General features: G+C 72.5%; 16 protein-coding genes and 1 pseudogene. 6 read left to right on the forward strand and 11 right to left on the reverse strand.

Annotated features, from left to right (window positions below):
- Window positions 1-1,940 (reverse strand): methyl-accepting chemotaxis protein (locus Q8W67_RS17995; protein ID WP_370693899.1); only part of this gene is annotated, 1,940 nt, incomplete at its 3' end.
- A gap of 497 nt (window positions 1,941-2,437) precedes the next feature.
- On the opposite strand from Q8W67_RS17995, the gene Q8W67_RS18000 reads away from it, so the two are divergent.
- Window positions 2,438-3,373 (forward strand): sugar kinase, encoded by a 936-nt coding sequence (locus Q8W67_RS18000; protein ID WP_305548065.1) that lies wholly within the window; start codon window positions 2,438-2,440, stop codon window positions 3,371-3,373.
- Window positions 3,374-3,556: 183 nt separating this feature from the next.
- The gene (locus Q8W67_RS18005; RefSeq protein ID WP_305548278.1) at window positions 3,557-4,312 is read left to right on the forward strand and encodes a DUF502 domain-containing protein; all 756 of its coding nucleotides are present in this window, start codon (window positions 3,557-3,559) and stop codon (window positions 4,310-4,312) included.
- Between the two features lie 185 nt (window positions 4,313-4,497).
- Here Q8W67_RS18005 and Q8W67_RS18010 read toward each other — a convergent pair whose 3' ends face one another.
- Both Q8W67_RS18010 and recG read right to left on the reverse strand, forming a co-directional pair.
- A complete protein-coding gene (locus Q8W67_RS18010; RefSeq protein WP_305548067.1) occupies window positions 4,498-4,821 on the reverse strand; it encodes a hypothetical protein in 324 nt (107 codons plus the stop codon).
- A 294-nt stretch (window positions 4,822-5,115) separates the two neighbouring features.
- The gene (gene recG / locus Q8W67_RS18015) at window positions 5,116-7,329 is read right to left on the reverse strand and encodes an ATP-dependent DNA helicase RecG (RefSeq protein WP_305548069.1); all 2,214 of its coding nucleotides are present in this window, start codon (window positions 7,327-7,329) and stop codon (window positions 5,116-5,118) included.
- Between the two features lie 92 nt (window positions 7,330-7,421).
- On the opposite strand from recG, the gene Q8W67_RS18020 reads away from it, so the two are divergent.
- Together Q8W67_RS18020 and Q8W67_RS18025 are read left to right on the forward strand one after the other, a co-directional pair.
- A complete protein-coding gene (locus Q8W67_RS18020; RefSeq protein WP_305548071.1) occupies window positions 7,422-8,306 on the forward strand; it encodes an alpha/beta fold hydrolase in 885 nt (294 codons plus the stop codon).
- 175 nt (window positions 8,307-8,481) lie between these two features.
- Complete coding sequence (locus Q8W67_RS18025) at window positions 8,482-9,696, forward strand: UbiH/UbiF family hydroxylase (RefSeq protein ID WP_305548074.1); 1,215 nt, start codon at window positions 8,482-8,484, stop codon at window positions 9,694-9,696.
- 33 nt (window positions 9,697-9,729) lie between these two features.
- Here the strand turns inward: Q8W67_RS18025 and Q8W67_RS18030 are convergent, their stop codons facing one another.
- Together Q8W67_RS18030 and Q8W67_RS18035 are read right to left on the reverse strand one after the other, a co-directional pair.
- Window positions 9,730-10,074: a hypothetical protein gene (locus Q8W67_RS18030; protein ID WP_305548076.1), complete on the reverse strand. Its 345-nt coding sequence runs from the start codon at window positions 10,072-10,074 to the stop codon at window positions 9,730-9,732.
- Window positions 10,075-10,235: 161 nt separating this feature from the next.
- On the reverse strand, window positions 10,236-11,486 hold the full coding sequence (locus tag Q8W67_RS18035; RefSeq protein WP_305548078.1) for an acyl-CoA synthetase: 1,251 nt from the start codon (window positions 11,484-11,486) through the stop codon (window positions 10,236-10,238).
- 486 nt (window positions 11,487-11,972) lie between these two features.
- Here Q8W67_RS18035 and Q8W67_RS18040 point away from each other — a divergent pair, with 486 nt between their 5' ends.
- On the forward strand, window positions 11,973-12,731 hold the full coding sequence (locus Q8W67_RS18040) for an invasion associated locus B family protein (protein ID WP_305548080.1): 759 nt from the start codon (window positions 11,973-11,975) through the stop codon (window positions 12,729-12,731).
- Window positions 12,732-12,814: 83 nt separating this feature from the next.
- Here Q8W67_RS18040 and Q8W67_RS18045 read toward each other — a convergent pair.
- From Q8W67_RS18045 to Q8W67_RS18055, 3 genes and pseudogenes are all read right to left on the reverse strand, one after another.
- A pseudogene (locus tag Q8W67_RS18045) lies at window positions 12,815-13,798 on the reverse strand (DUF4424 domain-containing protein).
- Window positions 13,799-13,891: 93 nt separating this feature from the next.
- Window positions 13,892-14,230: a heat shock protein HspQ gene (gene hspQ, locus Q8W67_RS18050; RefSeq protein ID WP_305548082.1), complete on the reverse strand. Its 339-nt coding sequence runs from the start codon at window positions 14,228-14,230 to the stop codon at window positions 13,892-13,894.
- A gap of 117 nt (window positions 14,231-14,347) precedes the next feature.
- On the reverse strand, window positions 14,348-15,091 hold the full coding sequence (locus Q8W67_RS18055; RefSeq protein ID WP_305548084.1) for a DJ-1/PfpI family protein: 744 nt from the start codon (window positions 15,089-15,091) through the stop codon (window positions 14,348-14,350).
- 53 nt (window positions 15,092-15,144) lie between these two features.
- Between Q8W67_RS18055 and Q8W67_RS18060 the strand changes: the two genes are divergently transcribed.
- Window positions 15,145-16,140, forward strand: a complete 996-nt coding sequence (locus tag Q8W67_RS18060) for a GlxA family transcriptional regulator (RefSeq protein ID WP_305548086.1) — start codon at window positions 15,145-15,147, stop codon at window positions 16,138-16,140.
- Between the two features lie 9 nt (window positions 16,141-16,149).
- Here Q8W67_RS18060 and Q8W67_RS18065 read toward each other — a convergent pair whose 3' ends face one another.
- The 3 genes from Q8W67_RS18065 to Q8W67_RS18075 all read right to left on the reverse strand — a co-directional run bounded on the left by Q8W67_RS18065 (window position 16,150) and on the right by Q8W67_RS18075 (window position 20,223).
- Window positions 16,150-17,199, reverse strand: coding sequence for a CoA ester lyase (locus tag Q8W67_RS18065; protein WP_305548088.1), 1,050 nt, complete (start codon window positions 17,197-17,199; stop codon window positions 16,150-16,152).
- A gap of 134 nt (window positions 17,200-17,333) precedes the next feature.
- Window positions 17,334-18,632 carry a tlde1 domain-containing protein gene (locus Q8W67_RS18070; protein WP_305548089.1) on the reverse strand — a complete coding sequence of 433 codons (1,299 nt, stop codon included), beginning with the start codon at window positions 18,630-18,632 and terminating at the stop codon, window positions 17,334-17,336.
- 268 nt (window positions 18,633-18,900) lie between these two features.
- Window positions 18,901-20,223 carry an MFS transporter gene (locus Q8W67_RS18075; RefSeq protein WP_305548092.1) on the reverse strand — a complete coding sequence of 441 codons (1,323 nt, stop codon included), beginning with the start codon at window positions 20,221-20,223 and terminating at the stop codon, window positions 18,901-18,903.
- Window positions 20,224-20,339 lie beyond the last annotated feature (116 nt).

Below are 20,339 nucleotides of genomic sequence, written 5' to 3' on the forward strand. Positions count from 1 at the left end.
GCGGCCTGGATGTCGCGCAGGAATCCGTCGACCTCCTGCTTGACCGTCAGGGATTGCGTCGCGAGCGCGGCCGCGGCGTTCAGCACCTGCGCGGCGGCGCTGCCGGTTTCCCCCGAGGCGGCCAGCACGCGGGCCACGTTGGCCGACACGTCCTGGGTCCCGCGCGCGGCCTGGCCGGCGTTGCGCGAGATCTCGCTCGTGGCCGCCGTCTGCTCCACCACCGTCGAGGCGATCGAGCCGCTGATCTCGTTCACAATCCCGATCGTGCGCCCGATCTGCTCGATCGCGTCGGCCGCCTGGCCGGTCGCCGCCTGGATCGCGGCGATCTGGCCGCCGATCTCCTCGGTGGCCTTGGCGGTCTGACCCGCCAGCTCCTTGACCTCAGCCGCCACAACGGCGAACCCCCGGCCCGCCTCGCCGGCGCGCGCCGCCTCGATGGTCGCGTTGAGCGCCAGCAGGTTGGTCTGGCCGGCGATGCCCGAGATCGTCGTCACCGCCGCGCCGATCTGCTCGGCGGCCATGCGCAGGCTCGCCATCGCGGCGCTGCTCGTCTGCGCCTCGTGGGCGGCATGGCTGGCGACCTCGTTGGAGCGGATCACCTGCCGCTCGATCTCCTGCAGCGAGGACACCATCTCCTCGGCGGCCGACGCCACGGTCTGGACGTTGGCCGAGGTCTGCTCGGCGGCCGCGCTGGAGGCCACCGCCTGGCTGTTGGTGTCGTCGGCGACCCGGGTCATCGAGCGCGCGGTCGCGTCGAGCTCGGTGGCGGCCGCGGTGACGACCTCCAGCGACGCGGCCACGGTCTGCTGGAACGCCCGGACCAGCCGGTCGACCCGGTCGGCCCGACGCTCGCGGGCAGCGTGCTCGGCGGCCTGCGCGGCCTCCAGATCGGCGCGGGCGATGGCGTTCTGCCGGAACACGTCCACCGCCTTGGCCATCGCGCCGATCTCGTCGGTGGCGTCCCGCGAGGGCACCACGACCTGCGTATCGCCCTCCGCCAGGCGCTTCATCGCGTGCGTCATCCCGGCAATCGGCCGGACGATGCTGCGGGCGATCACAAACGCCAGAACCGCGCCGAGAACGAGCGCGACCCCCGTCAGGCCGATCTGCAACAGCTGGGCACGCGCAACCAGCTCTGCCGTCTGCCGGGTCACGTCGGCGACGACGGCATCGATCGTGGCCTTCGCGCTTACGGCGATTTGATCGATGGCGTCCGCGTGAGGCTTGATCCCGGTCTCGAACGTCGCCTTCAAGGTCTCCAGAGCCGCCGTGGTGGTCTGAAATCCGGCCTTGTAGGCAGCGAGCGCGACCTCGACCGCCATGAGCGGACGGGCGAACATCGCGCCATCATCCGCCTCGCGCATCGCCTTGAGCGCGACCTCGGCTTCCGCGGCGTTTCTCGCGAAGGCTGCGGGGCCTTGCGGGTCCGAAGTCGCGAGGAAGCGCCAGTTGGAGACGCGCACCAGAAGCATCGCGCTCTCGACCGCTTGCGCCTGGCCGAGACTCGCCGCGCCGCCATGCGCCCGCACGTCGGATACGAGTTCGCCGGTCGCGCGCGTCAGCTCATCGCCGCCTTTGAATAGCTTGCCCCTGGCCTCGCTCAAGCCCGTGCCGGCAGCCGCGAGGCGCTCCAGCCCGGGCTTCAGGGCCTGGGCCGAGTCCAAGATCCGCGCGTAGTTGCCGCGCCGCTCCTCCGAGAGCGCGATCGCGACCAGCCCCTCGGCGGTCGAGCCGATCGTGCGGCGCATGGTCTCCAGCTCGGAAATCGTGTCCGCCTTCGGAGCCAGGCGATACAGCTCGGTTTCGCCTGTGAGGCGCGCCGCCAGGCTGCTGATCGTGAAGACGGACCGTGCACCGCCCTCGAGGACCGACCGCAGGTCGTATTGCCGATCGATCTTGTGCTGCAGATAGATCGAATATGAACCAATACAGGCCGCCATCGTCATAATAAGTCCAAAACAAGCATAAATCCGCGTACGCATCGAAGTATTCATCATCGAATCAGTGCCATTTCCACACAGGCTCACTCATAGCATAGCGATGCTAACCGTATCCTAACATGAGATGATTTTTGTTTATCGTATCAGTTAATTATTATATACAAATTTTTACGTATCTATATAAAAATCAATCCACGCGAGCTTAATTAGACGCGAATATTATTATATTTGACGAACGCCACTTTATATCGGAACAGAAGCTGGCGGATCCGGAGCGATCGGGGCATTCGGGCGGATCGGACGCACGACTGCCTCCGGGCTGGACGCGGCGGTGCCGGCGCCCGCGGACGACCCGTCACCCCCCTTCGTCGACCGGGGGCCGCTCGGGCCGGCAGCGCCGTCCCGGACGTGCCGCTGAGCCATGAGATTGACACGCCGGGCCGAACGATGCGGGACCGTCACGGGGCCGGCCCACGGCGCTGCATCGGGGGAAACGCATGAGGGTCGCCTGCATCGGCGAGTGCATGGTCGAGTTGTCGGAGCGGCCGGACGGGAGCCTCATGCGCGGCTTCGGCGGCGACACGCTCAACGCTGCCCTCTATCTCGCCCGCCTCGGCGTCACCGTCGACTACGTGACGGCGGTGGGAGAGGATCCCTGGAGCGACGCGATGCTGGCGGCCTGGGGCCGCGAGGGCATCGGCCTCGCCCGGATCCGCCGGCTGCCGGGTCGGATGCCCGGCCTCTACATCATCCGCACCGATCCCGCGGGCGAGCGCAGCTTCCACTACTGGCGCGACAATGCCGCCGCCCGGGACCTCTTCTCCGAGCCGGGCGCAGCCGCGACGCGGGCCGCGCTGGAGGCCTACGACATCGTCTACGTCTCCGGCATCAGCCTCTCGCTCTACGGCGAGGCCGGGCGTGCCGCCCTGGCCGAGACCCTGTCGGCCCTGCGCGCCCGGGGCGGACGGGTCGCCTTCGACACCAATTACCGCCCCCGCGGCTGGCCCGACCGGGCGGTGGCCCGCGAAGCGTTCCGCGCGACCCTGGCACAGGCGGACCTGATCTTCGCCTCGGTGGAGGATCTCGATTGGCTCTATGGCGAGCCGGGGGTGGACGAGGTGCTGCGCCACCGCGGCCGGGCCGAGATCGTCCTGAGGGCGTCGAGCGGCCCGGTTCCCGTCGCCCGGGTTCTGTACGGGGAGGCCGACACGGCCGTACCGGCCGCCCCGGTGGCTCGGGTCGTCGACACCACGGCCGCCGGCGACAGCTTCGCGGCGGCCTATCTCGCCGCGCGCATCGCCGGGCTGGTCCCGGAGGCGGCCGCCGCCGAGGCACACCGCCTCGCCGGCGCCGTGATCGGCCATCACGGCGCCGTGATCCCCCGGGAGGCGATGCCGCCCCTCGTCATCCGGGGTCCCGGCCCGGACGCATAGGCGGCGGCCGGGGCAGGGGCCTGCGGGACGAGGCGGCGACGCCGTCACCCTTGAGGCGGGCAAGCGCAGCCGCTACCTGTGCTCCTGGGGGATCATCCCCCAGGCAGGATCGCCGCGCATCGAGCGGCCGAGAGGGCACCCGTGGCGCCGAGTTCCCCGCCGATCCAGGCTCCCGAGCCCGAGATGCCCGGCCCCGCCACCCCGAAGACGCGGGTCAGCGCGCGGGGGCGTCTGCGCACCTATTTCCTCACCGGCGTCATCGTCGCCGGCCCGCTCGCGATCACCGCCTACATCACGTGGTGGTTCATCGCGCTGATCGATTCCTTCGTGAAGCCGCTGGTTCCGGCGAGCTACCTGCCGGACCATTACCTGCCGTTCTCGATCCCGGGCCTCGGCCTCGTCATCGCGTTCCTGGCGGTGACGCTGCTCGGCTTTCTCACCGCCAACCTCGTCGGCCGCTCGGTGATCGAGTTCGGCGAGGTGCTGCTGGCCCGGACCCCGGTGATCTCCGGCCTGTACAAGGGCCTGCGCCAGATCTTCGAGACCCTGTTCTCGGCCAACGGCACCTCGTTCCGCACCGTCGGGCTGGTGGAGTTCCCCGTGAAGGGCACGTGGTCGGTGGTGTTTCTGTCCGCCCCGGCGGCCCCGGAGGTCGAGGGTGCCCTGCGGGCTCACGGAGCGGCCGCGGACGAGATGGTCGGCGTGTTCCTGCCCTGCGCGCCCAATCCGACCACGGGGTTCTTCTTCTACCTCCCGCGCGCCGACGTGGTGGAACTCCACATCAGCGTCGACGACGCGGCCAAGCTGGTGATGTCGGCGGGCGTGATCCAGCCGGAGGACCCGCAGGGACGGCTTCAAGCCATGGCGGCGTCCCTGCGCGCGGTCCAGCAGGCGGGCGGCCCTGCTGCCCACCGGGAACCGGCGCCGCAGGATGCGTGAAGCACACATGAAGAGGCCGCCCCGCAGGCGCGGAACGGCCCTGAAGCCAACCGGTTGAGATCCGGGGTCTCGGAAGGACGAAAGCCCTTCGGCGGGTTGTCAGGCGCGGAGCCCTGATGGCGCAGAGCCTCGCCCTGCGCCCCAAAATGTCCCGGACCTTTTGAAACCGCGACCCGCGCGATGGCTCAGCGCTGGAGCGAAGCCGTCTGCGGCGCGATGGTCGGCGGGGTCGCCTGAGCGACTGTCACGGCGCTGCGGGGCTGGGTCACCATCCAGCCGGTGGCGCACTGGATCGTCAGGGCGAGTCCCAGCGCGATGCAGAGGCCGTTGGCGGCCAGCCAGAATGGGCGCGCCGCCTGTCGCACGGCGGCCTGCAGCTCGTCCGAGGTCTTGTTCACCACCGCAGCGGCGCGATCCGAGATCGGCAGCAGCCAGGGCTCGGTCGGCAGAGCGTGCGTGCCGGCCATCTCGTGGGAGCCCGGCAGGTTCTGGAACAGTCCGTTCGACATGTCCGTCCTCCAGATTCGTCCGTGATGTCCCGGCTTACCGGGCCATTCGTTCATCTGCAGTTAAGGGAGGATTGTGGCTGATGCAAGGTCCCAGGCTATGCCGACGCCTCGTCCCACGGCAGCCCGGCTTGGCCGAGGCCTCTGGCGCGCAACGGCAACATACTGAAAATAAAGGCTTTTCTTCACGTGGCGTGGCAGCCGTGCATCGGACAGACGCTCTGTCCGTCCTGTCTCATGGCACACTCCGCGCAGGCGGTGCTTTCCTGAACGCGCCCCTTTCCTGAACGGCGCCGTTCATCCGGCCCCGATCAGCCGGATCGCGGCGTCGCGCTCGAACAGGTAGAGCAGCACCCGGAGCGCCTGCCCGCGCGGGCTCTTCAGGCCGGGATCGCGCTCGACGATCATCCGGGCATCATCCCGGGCGGCCTCCAGCAGGTCGCCGTCGCTTTCCAGCCGGGCCAGCCGGAAGGCCGCCATGCCGGATTGGCGGGTGCCGAGCACCTCGCCCTCGCCGCGCAGCTTGAGGTCGGCCTCTGCGATGCGGAAACCGTCCTCGCTGTCGCGCATCATCTCCAGCCGCGCCCGGGAGACCTGCCCGAGGGGCCCCCGGTAGAGCAGCAGGCACGAGGACGCCTTGGAGCCGCGCCCGACCCGGCCGCGCAGCTGGTGCAGCTGCGCCAGCCCGAACCGCTCGGCATGCTCGATCACCATGATGGTGGCCTCGGGCACGTCGACCCCGACCTCGACCACCGTGGTCGAGACCAGGAGCGTGGTCTCCCCGGCGGCGAACCGGGCCATGGCGGCATCCTTCTCGGGGCCCGGCATCTTGCCGTGGATCAGCCCGACCGCGTCGCCGAAATGCTGTTTCAGGTCGTCGAACCGCTCGGCCGCGGCGGCGAGGTCGATGAACTCGGATTCCTCCACCAGCGGGCAGATCCAGTAGGCCCGCTCGCCGCCGGCGATCGCCCGGGCGAGCCCGGCCACGACCTCGTCGATCCGCTCGGTCGGCATGGTGAGGGTGCGGATCGGCTGGCGGCCGGCGGGCTTCTCGTCGAGGACCGAGACGTCCATGTCGCCGAAGAAGGTCAGCGCCAGGGTGCGCGGGATCGGCGTCGCGGTCATGACCAGGAAGTCCACGGCCTCGCCCTTGGCGCCCAGCGCCAGGCGCTGGTGGACGCCGAACCGGTGCTGCTCGTCGACCACCGCAAGCCCGAGATCCCGGAAGGTCACCGCCTCCTGGAACAGGGCATGGGTGCCGACCAGGATGTCGATCTCGCCCGCGGCGAGGGCGGCCAGCGTGCTCTTGCGCTCGGCCGCCCGGTCGCGGCCGGTCATCAGGCGCAGCCGCAGGGAGCCGGCGAGCGGCTGGAGCCGCTCGAAATGCTGCCGCGCCAGGATCTCGGTGGGGGCCATCAGGGCGGCCTGCCGGCCGGCTTCCACGGCCGACGCCATGGCGAGCAGCGCGACAGCGGTCTTGCCCGAGCCGACATCGCCCTGGAGCAGGCGCAGCATCCGGCGCGGGGCGGCGAGGTCCTGGCGGATCTCCGCCACCGCCCGGGCCTGCGCACCGGTGAGCGCGAAGGGGAGGGCGGCCTCGATCCGGCCGCTCAGGGCGCCGTCGCCGGCGTTGACCCGGCCGGCCTTGCGCCGCTGGCGGGCGCGCAGCAGGGCGAGCGCCAGCTGCGAGGCGAGGAGCTCGTCGTAGGACAGGCGCCGCCGGGCGGGGGTGGCGGGCGGCGGCTGGAGCGGATCCTCGGATTTCGGGAGGGGCTCCTCGGGGCGGTGCTCGACCCGCAGGGCTTCCGCGAAGGCGGGCAGGCGGTTCCGCTCCAGCCACGCCGGGTCCTGCCACTCGGGCAGGATCGGCAGGCGGTCGAGGGCCGCCACCGCGAGCTTGTTGATCGCCCGGGAGGTCAGCCCCTCCGTGGCGCCGTAGATCGGCTCCACGGCGGGCAGCTCGGCGAGCCCCGCCTCGTCGACGATCCGGGACGGGTGGACCATCTGGCGGGTGCCGTCCCACAGGTCGATCCGGCCCGAGATGTAGCGATGGGCGCCCAGCGGCAGCATCTTCTCCACCCGGGCCCGGGGCATGCCGAAGAACACCAGGGAGATGTCCCCGGTGGCATCCTCCACCAGAACCCGGTGCGGGCGCCGCCCGGTCCCGGCTTGGGCCGGGCGGTGCGCCACCACGGTGACCCCGAGAGTCACCGGCTCGCCCACGGGCGCCTCGCTGACCGAGCCCATGAGACGGCGCGGGACGCCGCCCTGGGGTAGGTGGAACAGGAGGTCCACGACCCGGGCCTCCCGCTCGGGGCTGCCGAGCAGCTTCTCGATGAGCGGCGCCATCTTCGGGCCGATGCCCGGCAGGGAGCGGGCCGGGGCGAACAGGGGATCGAGGATGCTGGGGCGCAGCACGGGCGCGCGGGCGGCCTCGCCCCCCGGCGCCTCGGGGTCGTTCGGTGCCGCGTCCCGGAGGGCGGCGTCCTGAGTCGCGGGTGCGTCTGTCATGATGGCTCGGCGGACATCGTGCCGGAGGCGCCTTATCATCCGGTGCATCCCGGCACGCCAGTGCGGCGCGCGTCACGGGGGAACGGACGCACATGGCCACGGACTTCCTGCCGGGCTTCGACCGGCACCGGATCGAGACCGAACCCGGCGTGACGATCAACGCCCGCTCGGCCGGCTCCGGGCCACCGGTCCTGCTGCTGCACGGCCACCCGCAGACGCTGTCGACCTGGCTCCACGTCGCCCCGCGCTTGGCCGAGCGCCGCACGGTCGTGGCGATGGATCTGCGCGGCTACGGCGATTCGGACAAACCCCCGGGCGGCGCGCGCCACGCGGCTTACGCCAAGCGCGCCATGGCGGCCGACTCCGCGGCGGTGATGCGGGCCCTCGGCCACGACCGCTTCGCCGTCGTCGGCCACGACCGGGGCGGGCGCGTCGCCCACCGCCTCGCCCTGGACCACCCGCAGGCCGTCGAGCGGCTCGCCCTGTTCGACATCGCCCCCACGGCGACCATGTACGCGCGCACCGACAAGGCCTTCGCCACCCGCTATTTCTGGTGGTTCTTCTTCATCCAGCCCCACCCCCTGCCGGAGACGCTGATCGGGGCGGACCCGGAATTCTTCCTGCGCCACCACATCGAGGGCCAGTCCAGGACCCCCGGCTCAACGCCGCCAGAACTCTTCGCCGAGTACCTGCGCTGCTATGCCGATCCGGCCTGCCGCCACGCGATCTGCGAGGATTACCGGGCGGCCGCCGGGATCGACCTGGAGCACGATGCCGCGGATTCGGACGCGCGGGTCACGGTGCCGCTGCTGGCGCTCTGGGGGGCGAAGGGCACGGTCGGCCAGACCTACGACGTGCTGGAGACCTGGCGCGAGAAGGCCACGGACGTGTCCGGCCGGGCCCTCGATTGCGGCCACACCCTCCAGGAGGAGCGGCCGGAGGAGGTGTTTGCCGAACTCTCGGCCTTCCTCGCCTGACCGAAGGCACGCGTGGCCGGGCCGGACTGCGGCGCCGTGGCCCGCGCGGATCGGTCTTGGCAGGGGTCCGGAAAAGCGCAGATAGGGGATGCGCCGATGCCGCCGCCGCCGCCGCGCGCGGCCCGCTTGGAGCGGGCGCCCGGAACGAACAGGGTCAGAAACCGTGCAGGGTGTCATGTCGGACACGCGAACAGACCGATTCGACGTCGCCGTGGTCGGCGCGGGGGCCGCGGGGCTCGCGGCCGCACTGGCGATCGCCCAGGCCGGAATTCCGACGGCGCTGGTCGGCCGCCACGCCCCCGTGGCGGACGGGCGCACCGTCGCGCTCCTCGACGGATCGGTGCGCTTCCTGGAGGCGCTGGGCGCCTGGGAGGCGGTCGCGCCGCATGCGAGCCCGCTCTGCACCCTGCAGATCGTGGACGACACCGGCAGCCTGTTCCGGCCGCCGCCGGTGCGATTCCAGGCCACCGAGATCGGCCTCGACGCCTTCGGCTGGAATGTCGAGAGCGCCCGCCTGGTGGAGAGCCTGCGCGCTTGCGCCAGGTCCCAGGCGAATCTCACCCTGGTCGAGGCGGATGCCGCCGAGGCCGTGCCCGGGGAGGCGATCTCGCGCCTGACCCTGGCGGAGGGAGGCTCGGTCGCGGCCAGGCTGGTGGTGGGGGCCGACGGGGGGCGCTCTCCGCTCCGGGCCGCCAGCGGCGTGCGCGTGCGCGACTGGACCTACCCGCAGAGCGCGATCACCACGATCCTGGCGCATGAGCGCCCGCACCGGGACGTCTCCACCGAGTTCCACACCCGCTCGGGCCCGTTCACCCTGGTTCCGCTGCCGGGCGGCCATCGCTCCAGCCTGGTCTGGGTGACCGGGGAGGGCGCGGCCCGGCGGCTGGCGGCTTTGGACGACGCCGCCCTCGGTCAGGCGGTTGAGCGGCAGGCCCGGGCGATGCTCGGCGGGATGCGGGTCGATGGCCCGCGGGGCCTCGTGCCGATGCGCGGCCTCTCGGTGTCGAGCCCGGTGGCGCGGCGGCTGGCGCTGGTCGGCGAGGCGGCCCACGTCTTCCCGCCGATCGGCGCGCAGGGGCTCAATCTCGGCCTGCGCGACGCCGCCGCCCTGCGCGACGCGCTGGTCGCGGCGGCCCGGGACGGCCGCGATCCCGGGGCGCGGCCGGTGCTCGACGGCTACGCCCGCACCCGCCGCCTCGATGCCACCGCCCGCACCGCCGCGGTCGATCTCCTCAACCGCAGCCTGCTCACGGACCTGCTCCCGGTCGACGCGCTCCGGGGTCTCGGGCTGCTGGCGATGTCCCAGCTCGGGCCGCTCCGGCGGATGGTGATGCGGGAGGGCGTGCTCCCGCGGCTCGGCGCGCCGGAACTGATGCGCGCGGCGCGCTAAGGCGGGCCTCGTCCCGTCGGGGACGAATGGCTTTCAGAACTCGGGCTGGGCGGCCACGTAGGCGCCGAGACGGGTCGCGAGGTCCACCGGGCCGCCGGCCCGGACCTCGGCGGCGTCGCCGATCAGGATGACAGGGATACCGCGGTCGCGCAGCTGCGCGCGCAGCCGAGCCGCGCGGCGGGCATAAGCGGGATCCCGTCGGGTAGGGGCCTGGAGCAGCACCGCAGCCGGGCGGGCGATCACGGCCAGGACATCGTCCGCCGCCTCCATGGAGGCGGTGACGCTCGCGTAGCCGAGGCTGGCCAGCTCGCCCGAGAGGGACCGGTCCACGGCGCGGACGCCGTCATCGACCACGAGCACTTGTTGCAGCGCACCCATAGACCTGAGCGGTACCCCATCAAGCTCGGCTTGGAAAGATAGCCGTGACCACAATCCGTTGTGAAACCCACGAGGGGGCGGATCGGATCCGTCGTCCCGTGTGCAAATGCGAGATTATCGTCCGCGCCTGAGCGCTGGATGAACCGGCGATCGTCCGCGGTTCACGCGGGCTCGACACCGGTGACGATCCCATCGGACAGGACCGGCCGGTAGCCCGAGCTTCGCCACGCCTGCCCGTCCGGTTCCGGGACTGCGCCGCGGGCGAGCGGAGCGGCGGCGCAGGCCGGCCCGCGATACGCGACGCGCCCATCCGCTCCGCGGGCGAGGGCCAGGAGGGCCCGAGGCAGGGGCGCGCGCTCCGGATGGGCCAGGGTCGCCGCGAGATCACGGCCGCCGGGACGCGTCAGGACAGCGTCCTCGTCGAAGACCAGCGAATCGATTCGCTGCGGGCCGGCGGAGTCCGGCGCGCCCGGCGTCAGGCCCGCGGGAACCCGGTGCACCACGTCGAGGGTGCGCACCGTCCAGGGCAGGGTCAGGGCGGACAGCGCAGACTCGATCAGGGCCGGAACGACGAGCCGGGTCGGCACCGGCCGCATCACGGCGGCCCGGAAGCCCGCCTCGTCGAACGGGATCACGGTCTCGAGGCCGGCCCCGGCGGAGAGCGCCGCGCCGAGGCCGGTCACCAGGCCGCGCAGGTCGTGGGCGGGCAGGAGCGTCAGGATCCGCTCGTCCCCGGTCACCGGGAGCGCGTCGAGATGGGCGTCGATCGCCGCGGTGAGGGCCGCCGCGGTGCGGAAGATCGGCCGGCCAGGATCGCCCCCCGCGAAGGTGACGAGGCCGCGGCTGGCCGCCGGCTCGACGATCCCGCGCTCCAGGGCCATGGCGTCGAGGCTGATCACGCCGTCCGGCACGCCGGGGCCGAAGGCGGCGAGGTAGCGCAGACCGAAATGGCCCATGGCCGCGCGGGCGAGCTCCTCGGCGGGGCGACGCGGGCCGCGCCGGCCTTCCGTCAGCACCGCGACGAACCCGGCGGCCGCGATCCCGGCCGAGAGCTGCCCGGAATCCCAGACGGCGGGCATCGGGCAGGGCAGGTGGCCGGCCGCCTCGACGGCGAGGTGGGCGAGGGCCGATTCGGCACCGCCGGAGAACCACAGGCCGATCCGGCTGCCCGCGGGCAGCCGCCAGGTTCCGATCCCTCGCGCGAGCCGGCCGACGATCTCGGCCGCCGCCGCGTAGGTCCAGGTGATCGCCGGACGCCCGCACCATGCCACCCGGTCGCCCGAATCACGCAACGCGGTGCGCTGCGGGCTCGCGAGCGCCGCCGCGAAGAGGCAGGCGGCCAAGCCGCCGGATCGCGCGGACGCGTCCGGCGCGGCCTCGGCCGCCCTCTCCGCCACCGCGAACGCGCTCAACCTGGCCCCCAACGAAAACCGAAGATCCGCCCGTATGGTCGACCGAGTACGGTTAACCGCAGGCTAAGACCCGAAGAAGCCGATCGCCGCGGCCGCCCAGCACCAATGCGTTCGGCCGATGCCGGGCGCCCGCGGCCCGGAGCCGGAAGGCCGACCGGCCCGGCTCCTCACGGTCTCGTGCAACGTTGCGCTTGCGGCCGGGCAGGCGCGGGCCTATCGGGAGCCGGCCGCGGCACGGGGGCGCCATGACGGGCGCTCCGAGCCGCGGTGTCATGCCTTCGCCTCATTCGAGGGGAAAGGCAGGCCGCCCGATTGCCGGGGCGGGAGATGCGCGCATCCGGCGCCCGTCCCCGCCCGACGGTCGGACCGATTCATCCGGAGCCCCGGGAGGCACGCCACGGCAGTGCGCGCCCGGGCGGACCAGCCCGCCAGGCCGGCTCCGCATCCAGCAAGCCACACCACGTCTCTTCCAAGGGGTCTGAGCCGATGTCCTTCACCCGCCCCGCGACGCTCGCATGCGCCGCCCTCCTCGGCCTCGCGGCCGCCCCGGCGCTGGCGCAGCCGAAGAAGCCCACGGCCCCCCCGCCGACTGCGCCCGCCCCCACCGCTCCCGCGCCCGGTACCCCAGCGGCCAACACCCCGGCCGCGCAGACCGGCCCGCAGATCGTGACCGTGAAGTCCGAGCCGAGCCAGGCCGACTGGACCAAGGTCTGCGGCAAGGACCAGGGCTCGGGCACCGACATCTGCTACACGACCCGCGACTTCGTGTCCGACCAGGGCCAGCCCGTCCTGGCGGTGGCCGTCTACGAGATGAAGAACGCCGCCCAGAAGCAGGAGGTGCGCGTGGTGCGCTACCTGCTGCCGCTCGGCCTGCTGCTGCAGCCGGGCATCCGCTTCAACGTCGACGGCCAAGCCGCCACGCCCGGCCGGTTCGCGGTCTGCTTCCCGAACGGCTGCTTCGCTGAGGCCGGGGGCGTCGATGCCGGCGTGATCGCGGCGATGAAGAAGGGCACGACCCTCAACGTCTCGGTTCAGAACCAGACCCAGCGCGAGGTCACCTTCGCGGTGCCGCTGACCGGATTCGGCAAGGCCTTCGACGGCCCGGCCATCGACCCGAAGGTCCTCGAAGAGCAGCAGAAGAAGCTCCAGGCGGAGCTGGAGAAGCGCAGCGAGGACATGCGCAAGAAGCTCGAGCAGCAGGGTGGGGCCGCTCCGGCGGCCGGCGCCGCAGCTCCCGCGAAGTAACACCGCTCCGCCGTGGCCGCGGCGGAGGGTTTCGGGGCCGGACCGCGAGGTCCGGCCCTTCGCGTTTCAGGATCGGGCCGCGGCTACCGGATCCCCTGCGGCCCCGGGCCGGGCAGGACGATCAGGACCCGGAGGTCCTGGTCGGGGACGTAGTCCCTCGCCTCCCACCGGAACGTGGTGGGGCCGGTCCTGCGGACGCCCGCGCGGCAGAAGCTCACGACCGCCGCGGGGGTGCCCTTGTCGACCGTCAGGGCGAACCGCCCGATCGGGGCAGCCCAGTTGCGTGCCGTCGTGACGATGTAGGGCACCACGAAAGCCCGCAGGTAGCCGCTCTGGTCCGCCGCCTTGGCGTGGAGGCGCCGGATGCCGTTCAATCCGGCCTCATCCAGGCAATAGGTGGCGCGGTAGCTTTCGCCGGACGCTTCCCGGGGCGGGAGGAGATGGAACCCGCTCACCGGCGCGTAGCTGTGCGCGATCCGGACCTCCCGGTCCGGCGGGAAGATCTGCTGCCAGTGGAACTTCGCCTCGCTGCGCCACAATCCCTCGGTCATGCCCTCGGCGTCGGGGAAGAGGCCGGCCTTGACCAGCTCCGCCCATTCGGACTTGCCGATCCGCTTCGCGGCCGCATCGATTGCGGCGAAGCGCAGCGGGTTCAGCGGCAGGCCGTGGCGGCGCAGCAAGTCGGTCACCTCGCGCTCGCCCACGAAGGCGCGCTCCTCCAGCTCCGGCTCGACCGGGCGGCCGTCGACCGTGACGGTGAAGCCGACGAAGTTGACACTGTCGACCCGCGGCAGCCGGGTGGGGGAGAAGCTCAGGGTCCGGCCGTCGATCGGCGGCAACGGGAAGGCGATCCGGACCGTGCGCGGCTCTGATGCCCGGTTGCGGAACACTTAGGACACGGTGATCCGGTCCAGCGCGATCGACAGGTCCTCGCTGGCCAGGGCGATGCCGGGCTCGGGCACGAGGATCAGGCCCCCGGCATCGAGTTCGGAGGCGCTGTCGTTGGCGCGGGCCGGGGCGCCGAGGAGGCCGGCGGCGAGCAGCGCCACGGCGCAGGAGCGAGGCACGGCAGACGGGTCCGACCGGCGGCCGCCACGCCTGCCATAGCGGCCTTGCCCGACGATTACCGCCTCGGGCGCGATCCGAGGGATCGCGAGGAATCAGTTCCTAGCGCGGTCGCGCATGCGGTAGGCGCCCGCCGCGTCGCGCTCGAACATCTCCGGGATGCTGGTGTGGCGCAGGGTCTCCCCGGACGTATCGGGCAGGAGGTTCTGCTCCGACACGTAGGCGACGTACTCGGTCTCGGCATTCTCGGCGAGCAAGTGGTAGAACGGCTGGTCCTTGCGCGGCCGGACCTCCTCGGGGATCGCCAGCCACCATTCCTCGGTGTTGTCGAAGACCGGGTCGACGTCGAAGACGACGCCCCGGAACGGGTATATCCGGTGGCGCACCACCGCGCCGATCGCGAATTTCGCTGTTCTCAGGGTTACGTCCGTCATGGTCCAGTCCGTCCTGACCGGACAGATAGGTCCGATGCCGGGGCGTGTCACCGGGCGGACGCCGCATGCCCGCTCCTCCGCGGGGTTGTCCGGTCCGTCGCCCGCATCCCGGCAGCGTCAGCTTCTCTTCTGCGCGTGTTCGGAACTCGGGATGCCGAGTTCGGCCGCGATCGCCCGCGCGGTGGCCTCGCGCCGGGCGGTGATCCCAGCGGCCGCCGCCCGGGCCTGCGCCACGATGGCCGGCGGAGCGGTTCGCGGGGTGCCACTGTCGAAGGGCGGCTCGGGGGCGTATTGCATGCCGAGCTGGATCGCCCGGGCGGCATCGTCGCCGCGCAGCGCCGCGGCCAGCCGGAGCGCGCCGTCGATCCCCGCGGTGACGCCGGCCGCGAAGATCCAGGTCCGGCCGTCCGCGGCGCGGTCGACCACCACCCGCTCGTCGACCGGCTCGGCTCCGAACCAGGGCAGCAGGTGGAAAGCGTTCCAGTAGGTGGTGGCCCGGCGCCCCACGAGGAGACCGGCCGCGCCGAGCAGGAGCGCGCCGGTGCAGACCGAGAAGACGTGGGAGGCGCCCGCCGCCTGGCCGCGGATCCACCCGAGCACGGCCGCGTCGCGCATCAGCGCCTCCTGGCCCTGGCCGCCGGGCACGTGCAGCACGTCGAGACGCGGCGCATCGGCGATGGCGGCGTCGGGCGTGATCCGGAGGCCGCGCACGTCGCGCACCGGCGCGGCGGTGGGTCCGTAGAGCCGGTAGGTACTGTTGGGCACGCGCGCCAGGACCTCGAACGGACCGGTCAGGTCGATCTGGTCGAGCCCCTCGAACAGGAGCGAGCCGATCTGCAGGTGGGTCTCGGGCGGGATCATCAGGCATCTCCGTGGTGGACAGGCGAACCCTAGCGCGTCACGATCTGGCGGAGATGCCAAAGTCCCCTCGTTTCTCGCCAGAAGCCCCGCGTCCCGTCGAAGTGCTGGCCTTCCCGGCGGTGCAACTCCTCGACGTGGCCGGGCCGCTCCAGGTCTTCGCCACGGCCAACGACCTCGCTGCCGCCCGCGGCGACGGGGTCGCGCCCTACGCGCCGCGCGTCGTCTCGACCCGCGACCTGACGCTCACCGCGTCGGCGGGCCTGCGGCTGGTGGCCGACTCGCTCCCGGATCTCGACGCGCCGCTGGACACCCTGGTGATCGCCGGCGGCCCCGGCGTCACGGCGGCCTGCGCCGATCCGGACTTGGTGGCGTGGGTGGGGGTCCGGGCCGGAGGCGCGCGCCGGATCGCCTCAGTCTGCACCGGGGCGTTCCTGCTCGGGGCCACCGGGCTCCTCGACGGGCGGCGGGCCGTGACGCACTGGAAGCATTGCGGCGCCCTCGCCCGACGCTACCCGCTGGCCCGCGTCGAGCCCGACCCGATCTTCGTGCAGGACGGCCCGGTCTGGTCCTCGGCCGGGATCACCGCGGGCCTCGACCTGGCGCTCGCTCTGGTCGAGGCGGATCTCGGACGCCCCTTCGCCCTGGCTGTGGCGCGCCATCTGGTCATGTTCCTCAAGCGCCCCGGCGGGCAGGCGCAGTTCAGCGCGGCGCTCGCCCTGCAGGCGGGCGAGGAAAGATTCGGGGGGCTGCACGCCTTCATGGCCGAGAACCTGTCCGGCGACCTCTCGCTCCCCGTGCTCGCCGGGGCGGCGGGGATGAGCGAACGCAGCCTCAGCCGGATCTACCGGCAGGCGACCGGGCTCACGCCCGCCAAGGCCGTGGAGCGCCTGCGGGTCGAGGCGGCAAGGCGGGCGCTGGCCGAGACGGCGCTTCCGGTGAAGCGCATCGCCCGGACCTGCGGTTTCGGCTCCGAGGAGACCATGCGGCGCAGCTTCCTGCGCCACGTGGCGGCGACACCGCAGGACTATCGGGCGCGGTTCGGGGGATGAGCGCCCCGCTCACCCCAGCTGATACACTGCCGCCAAATCCGGATCCTTGGCGGCCACCAGCTTGGCGAGGTCGACGATGACCTTGGCCTGTTTCCAGGTGGCGTCGTCCTGCATCTTGCCGTCGAGCATCACCGCGCCGGTGCCATCGGGCATCGCCGCGACGATGCGGGCCGCGAAGGCCACCTCGGCGGGATCGGGGGCGAAGACCCGCTTGGCGATCGCCACTTGGCTCGGGTGCAGCGTCCAGGCGCCGGCGCAGCCCATCAGGAAGGCGTTGCGGAACTGCGCCTCGCAGGCATCCCCGTCCGAGAAGTCGCCGAACGGGCCGTAGAACGCCTTGATGCCGTTGGCCATGCAGGCGTCGACCATCCTGGCGATCGTGTAGTGCCAGAGGTCCTGCTGGGCGGTCGCCCGGGGCGCGTCCCCCGCCGGGTCGCTGAGCACCCGGTAATCCGGGTGGCCGCCGCCGACCCGGGTGGTCTTCATGCCGCGGGAGGCCGCGAGATCCGCCGGTCCGAGGCTCATCCCGTGCATCCGCGGCGACGCGCACGCGATGGCGTCGACATTGGCCACGCCTTCGGCGGTCTCCAGGATCGCGTGGACCAGGATCGGCTTCGTCACCCCGTGCCGCGCCTCGAGCTGCGCGAGGAGCTGGTCGATGTAGTGGATGTCCCACGGCCCCTCGACCTTGGGCACCATCACGACGTCGAGCTTATCGCCCACCTCCGCCACGATCGTGAACAGGTCGTCGAGAATCCAGGGCGAGTTCAGGGCGTTGATCCGGGTCCAGAGGCCGGTGCCGGTGGCGGCGAAGTCGGTGGCCTGGGCCATGGCGACGAAGCCCTTGCGCGCCGCCTCCTTCTGGTCGGCGGGGACCGCGTCCTCCAGGTTGCCCAGCACCACGTCGACGGTGCCGGCGAGTTCCGGCACCCGGGCGCGGACCTTGTCGTTGTGGGGCGGCACGAAGTGGATCATCCGCTCCAGCCGCACCGGCAGCTCGCGGAACGGGGCCGGCGCGCCGGTGGCGAGGGGCTGGAAGAAGCGGCGGGGCAGTTTCATGGGTGCCTCTCGTTCGGGGCTTGGCGTCTCACCCCGTTAAGGCAGGCTTGGGCGGGCGCGTAAAGGCGCCCGGCGCCGGGCCGGCTTCGGACTTTCCGGCTAGGCCGGCCGGGTCGCGCCGCAAGCGCCCGGTCTCAGCCCCGCCGTCCCGGGCGGTCGGCCATCCCGATACGGCCGCCGAAGAAGTCGCCGCTTCTGCCGGCGACCACTACGAGCCGCCGGACCTCGCCCCGCAGAAACGCCTGCAGGAAGCGGTTGTAGTCGCGGAACGAGACGCAGCCGTTCGACGCGCCGGGCTGACGCAACATGTAGGTATGGGCGAGCAGACCGTCCCGGCCGTGGATCGCGCCGCTGCCGCCCACCGGGTTGAGGCGGATCGCCCGCACGCCGTGGAACAGGCGCTCGCGCTCGGTCAGCTCGTAGGTGCCGGGCGGCGTCGAGCCGCGCATGCGCAGGTGCACGTAGCGCGGATCGTCCATGGCCTGCCCGAGCCCGGAATGGGCCTCCAGCACCTCGCCGGAGGGCAGCGTCACCGTGCGGGCGCTGATGTCGTAGACCGCCGTTCCGGCCACGGATTCGGGGGCCGGGCTGACCCGGGCGCGCGGCGCCTCCTGCGGCAGGGCGTCCGGTCCGGCATAGGCCAGCGCCTGGCGCGACGTCTCGCGGGGCGCGGCGCCGCCGACGCCGAACAGCTTCTCGAGGAACGACGGCTCCTCCGCCATCGCGGCGCGGAACACGTCGCGGGTGCGGGGCAGGGCGCGGGCCGCCACCCGGGGTGCCGCGGCGACAAGCGGACGCCGCAGCTCGGGCGGGCGCGCGACCGGCAAGGGGACGAGATTGGGAACGAGGCTCGGCGCCAGCGCCGCAGGGGTCGGCTCGGCGGCGGCGATCCGGACCTGCGCGGCCGCCTTGGGCGGAACGGCGGCGGCCTGCACGATGGAGGCCTGAGCCGGCTCGACCGGCGCCAGCTTGGCCTGGGCCACCTTCTGGGCGACCCGCTGAGCGATCTCCCGGACCGCCGGGGACGGCTCGGCCACCGCGACCTGGAAGGCTGCGGCCGGCGGCGCCCCGAAGACCCTGGCGGCGCCGGAGCCCAGCGCCGGGCTGGGATCAAGCATCCAGGCGATGCTCGGCCGCGGCGCCGGCCGGGACTCGGCGGCGGGCGCGGGCTCCGCCTCGGCGACCGGGGCGGGTTCGCTCCAGGTTATGGGCAGCCCGTGCGGGAGGGTCAGCACGGTCCAGCCGGCCATGGACAGGGCGGCCAGCGAAATCAGCGCCGTCAGCCGGGCACGGCGGCGGGCGCGTCGCATGGCGCTCGGGTAGGGCGCCCGGGTGGGGGGAGCATACGCCGCCTCGAAGGCGAGGCGCGGGAAGGCCGCCGGGACTGGGGCCGCGTTTCGGTACGCGGTTCGGGAATACGCAACCTGGGCCATGCGGGAACTCGCGTACGCGCTTCCCCGAATGGCAGCCGCCGCCGTTCGCCCGCGGAGGCTCTTTCCGCGCACGTGGCCTGGGTTGCCCGTCTGGGGAGGACATCAACCGTCCAGCCCATTAGGCATCCACGTGGTTAATCCCCGCTAAAGAGCCGGCCGAGCCGGCCGCGCCGACATGGAACACCTCCTGAGACATCCGTGTATTTGCCTGAAAGGCGGCCGCCAGCCTTCGAAAACAGTACGAGGCCGATCGCCGGGACCCGCCCGCTCACGCGGCCGGCACCTCCATGGGCCCGTGGCGGCGCGCCACCAGGAGGCACAGCAGGGCCACCGGCACCCCGATCAGGGAGGTGCCGACGAAGAACCATACGAAGCCGGTCTGCTCGATGACGAAGCCTGAGAGCCCGGCGAGCAGGCTGCCGGGGAGCGCGCAGAGGGAGGTGAGCAGGGCGTACTGGCTGGCCGCGTGCTCGGTGGCCGCGAGCCGGGACATGTAGGTGATCAGCACGATCGACGCGAAGGCGTAGGCGAAGCCGTCGATCCCCACCGTGACGGCGAAGGTCCAGAACGCCGCCCCGCCATGGCCGCCGTGCCAGGCGAGATAGGCCAGCGCGAGGTGCGATGCGGAGGCCACCACCGTGCCGATGAGCAGGCTGGCCATCATGCCGATCCGCGGGATCATGGCGCTCGCCAGGAAGGTGCCGCCCAGCGCGATCCAGAAGCCGAACAGCTTCGTCACCGTGGCGATGTCGGTGTTGGTGTAACCGAGCGTCTTGAACAGGGGGATCGCCATGGCGCTCGAAACGTAGCCGGGCATGCGGAAGCCCGCGACCAGCGCCAGCACCGGCACCGCCAGGGGTCCCAGCCTGCCGAGGAGATCGCGGATCGGCGCCCAGACGGTCTCGACGAATCCCCCGGCCTGCGGCGCCGTAGGGGCGGGGGGTTCCGGGGCCAGCAGCGCCGCGATCGTGCCCGGGGCCAGGAGCGCGGCCATGCAGAGGTAGGCGGCGCGCCAGCCATAGGCGTCGGACAGGTAGAGGGCGCCGGCCCCTGCCGCCAGGTTGCCGACCCGGTAGCCGATCTCGGCCCAGGACGACATCAGCGCCTGCCGCTCGGCTGGCGCGACGGCGATGCGCCAGCCGTCGATCACCACGTCCTGCGTGGCGCCCGCCACCCCCAGCGCCAGCGAGAACGCCACCGTCCAGGCGAGCCAGTGCCCCGGGTCGCCGAAGGCCACGCCGGCCAGCGCCAGCGCCACCAGGATCTGCGCGGCGACGATCCAGCCGCGGCGGCGCCCGAGCAGGCGTCCGAGCAGCGGCGCGTCGTAGCGGTCGAGGAACGGCGCCCAGAGGAACTTGAGCTTGTACGCGATGGCCAGCTCGCTCATCAGCCCGATGGTCGCCAGCGGCACCTTCGCCTGGGTGAGCCACGCCGACTGCGTCGCGTAGACGAGCAGGAACGGGATGCCCTGCGCGAAGCCGAGGCCCAGCACCGCGGCCACCCGCCGGTCGGTGAACAGGGGCGTCAGGAAGGCGCTTGTTCCCGACTTTGCCGGGCCAGATGCGCCGGTGGCCTGCGCCGGGTTTGCCATCCGCTCGTCTCCTGGGCTGCGCGGCGGAGAGAGCAGAGTTGGGCGGAAGGTGCAACGGTGCGGGAACGCCCTTTCCCACCCACGCCCTCATCCTGCGGAGCCCGCGTCAGCGGGCC

The organism is Methylobacterium sp. NEAU K, from assembly GCF_030700285.1.
Classification (GTDB): Bacteria; Pseudomonadota; Alphaproteobacteria; order Rhizobiales; family Beijerinckiaceae; genus Methylobacterium.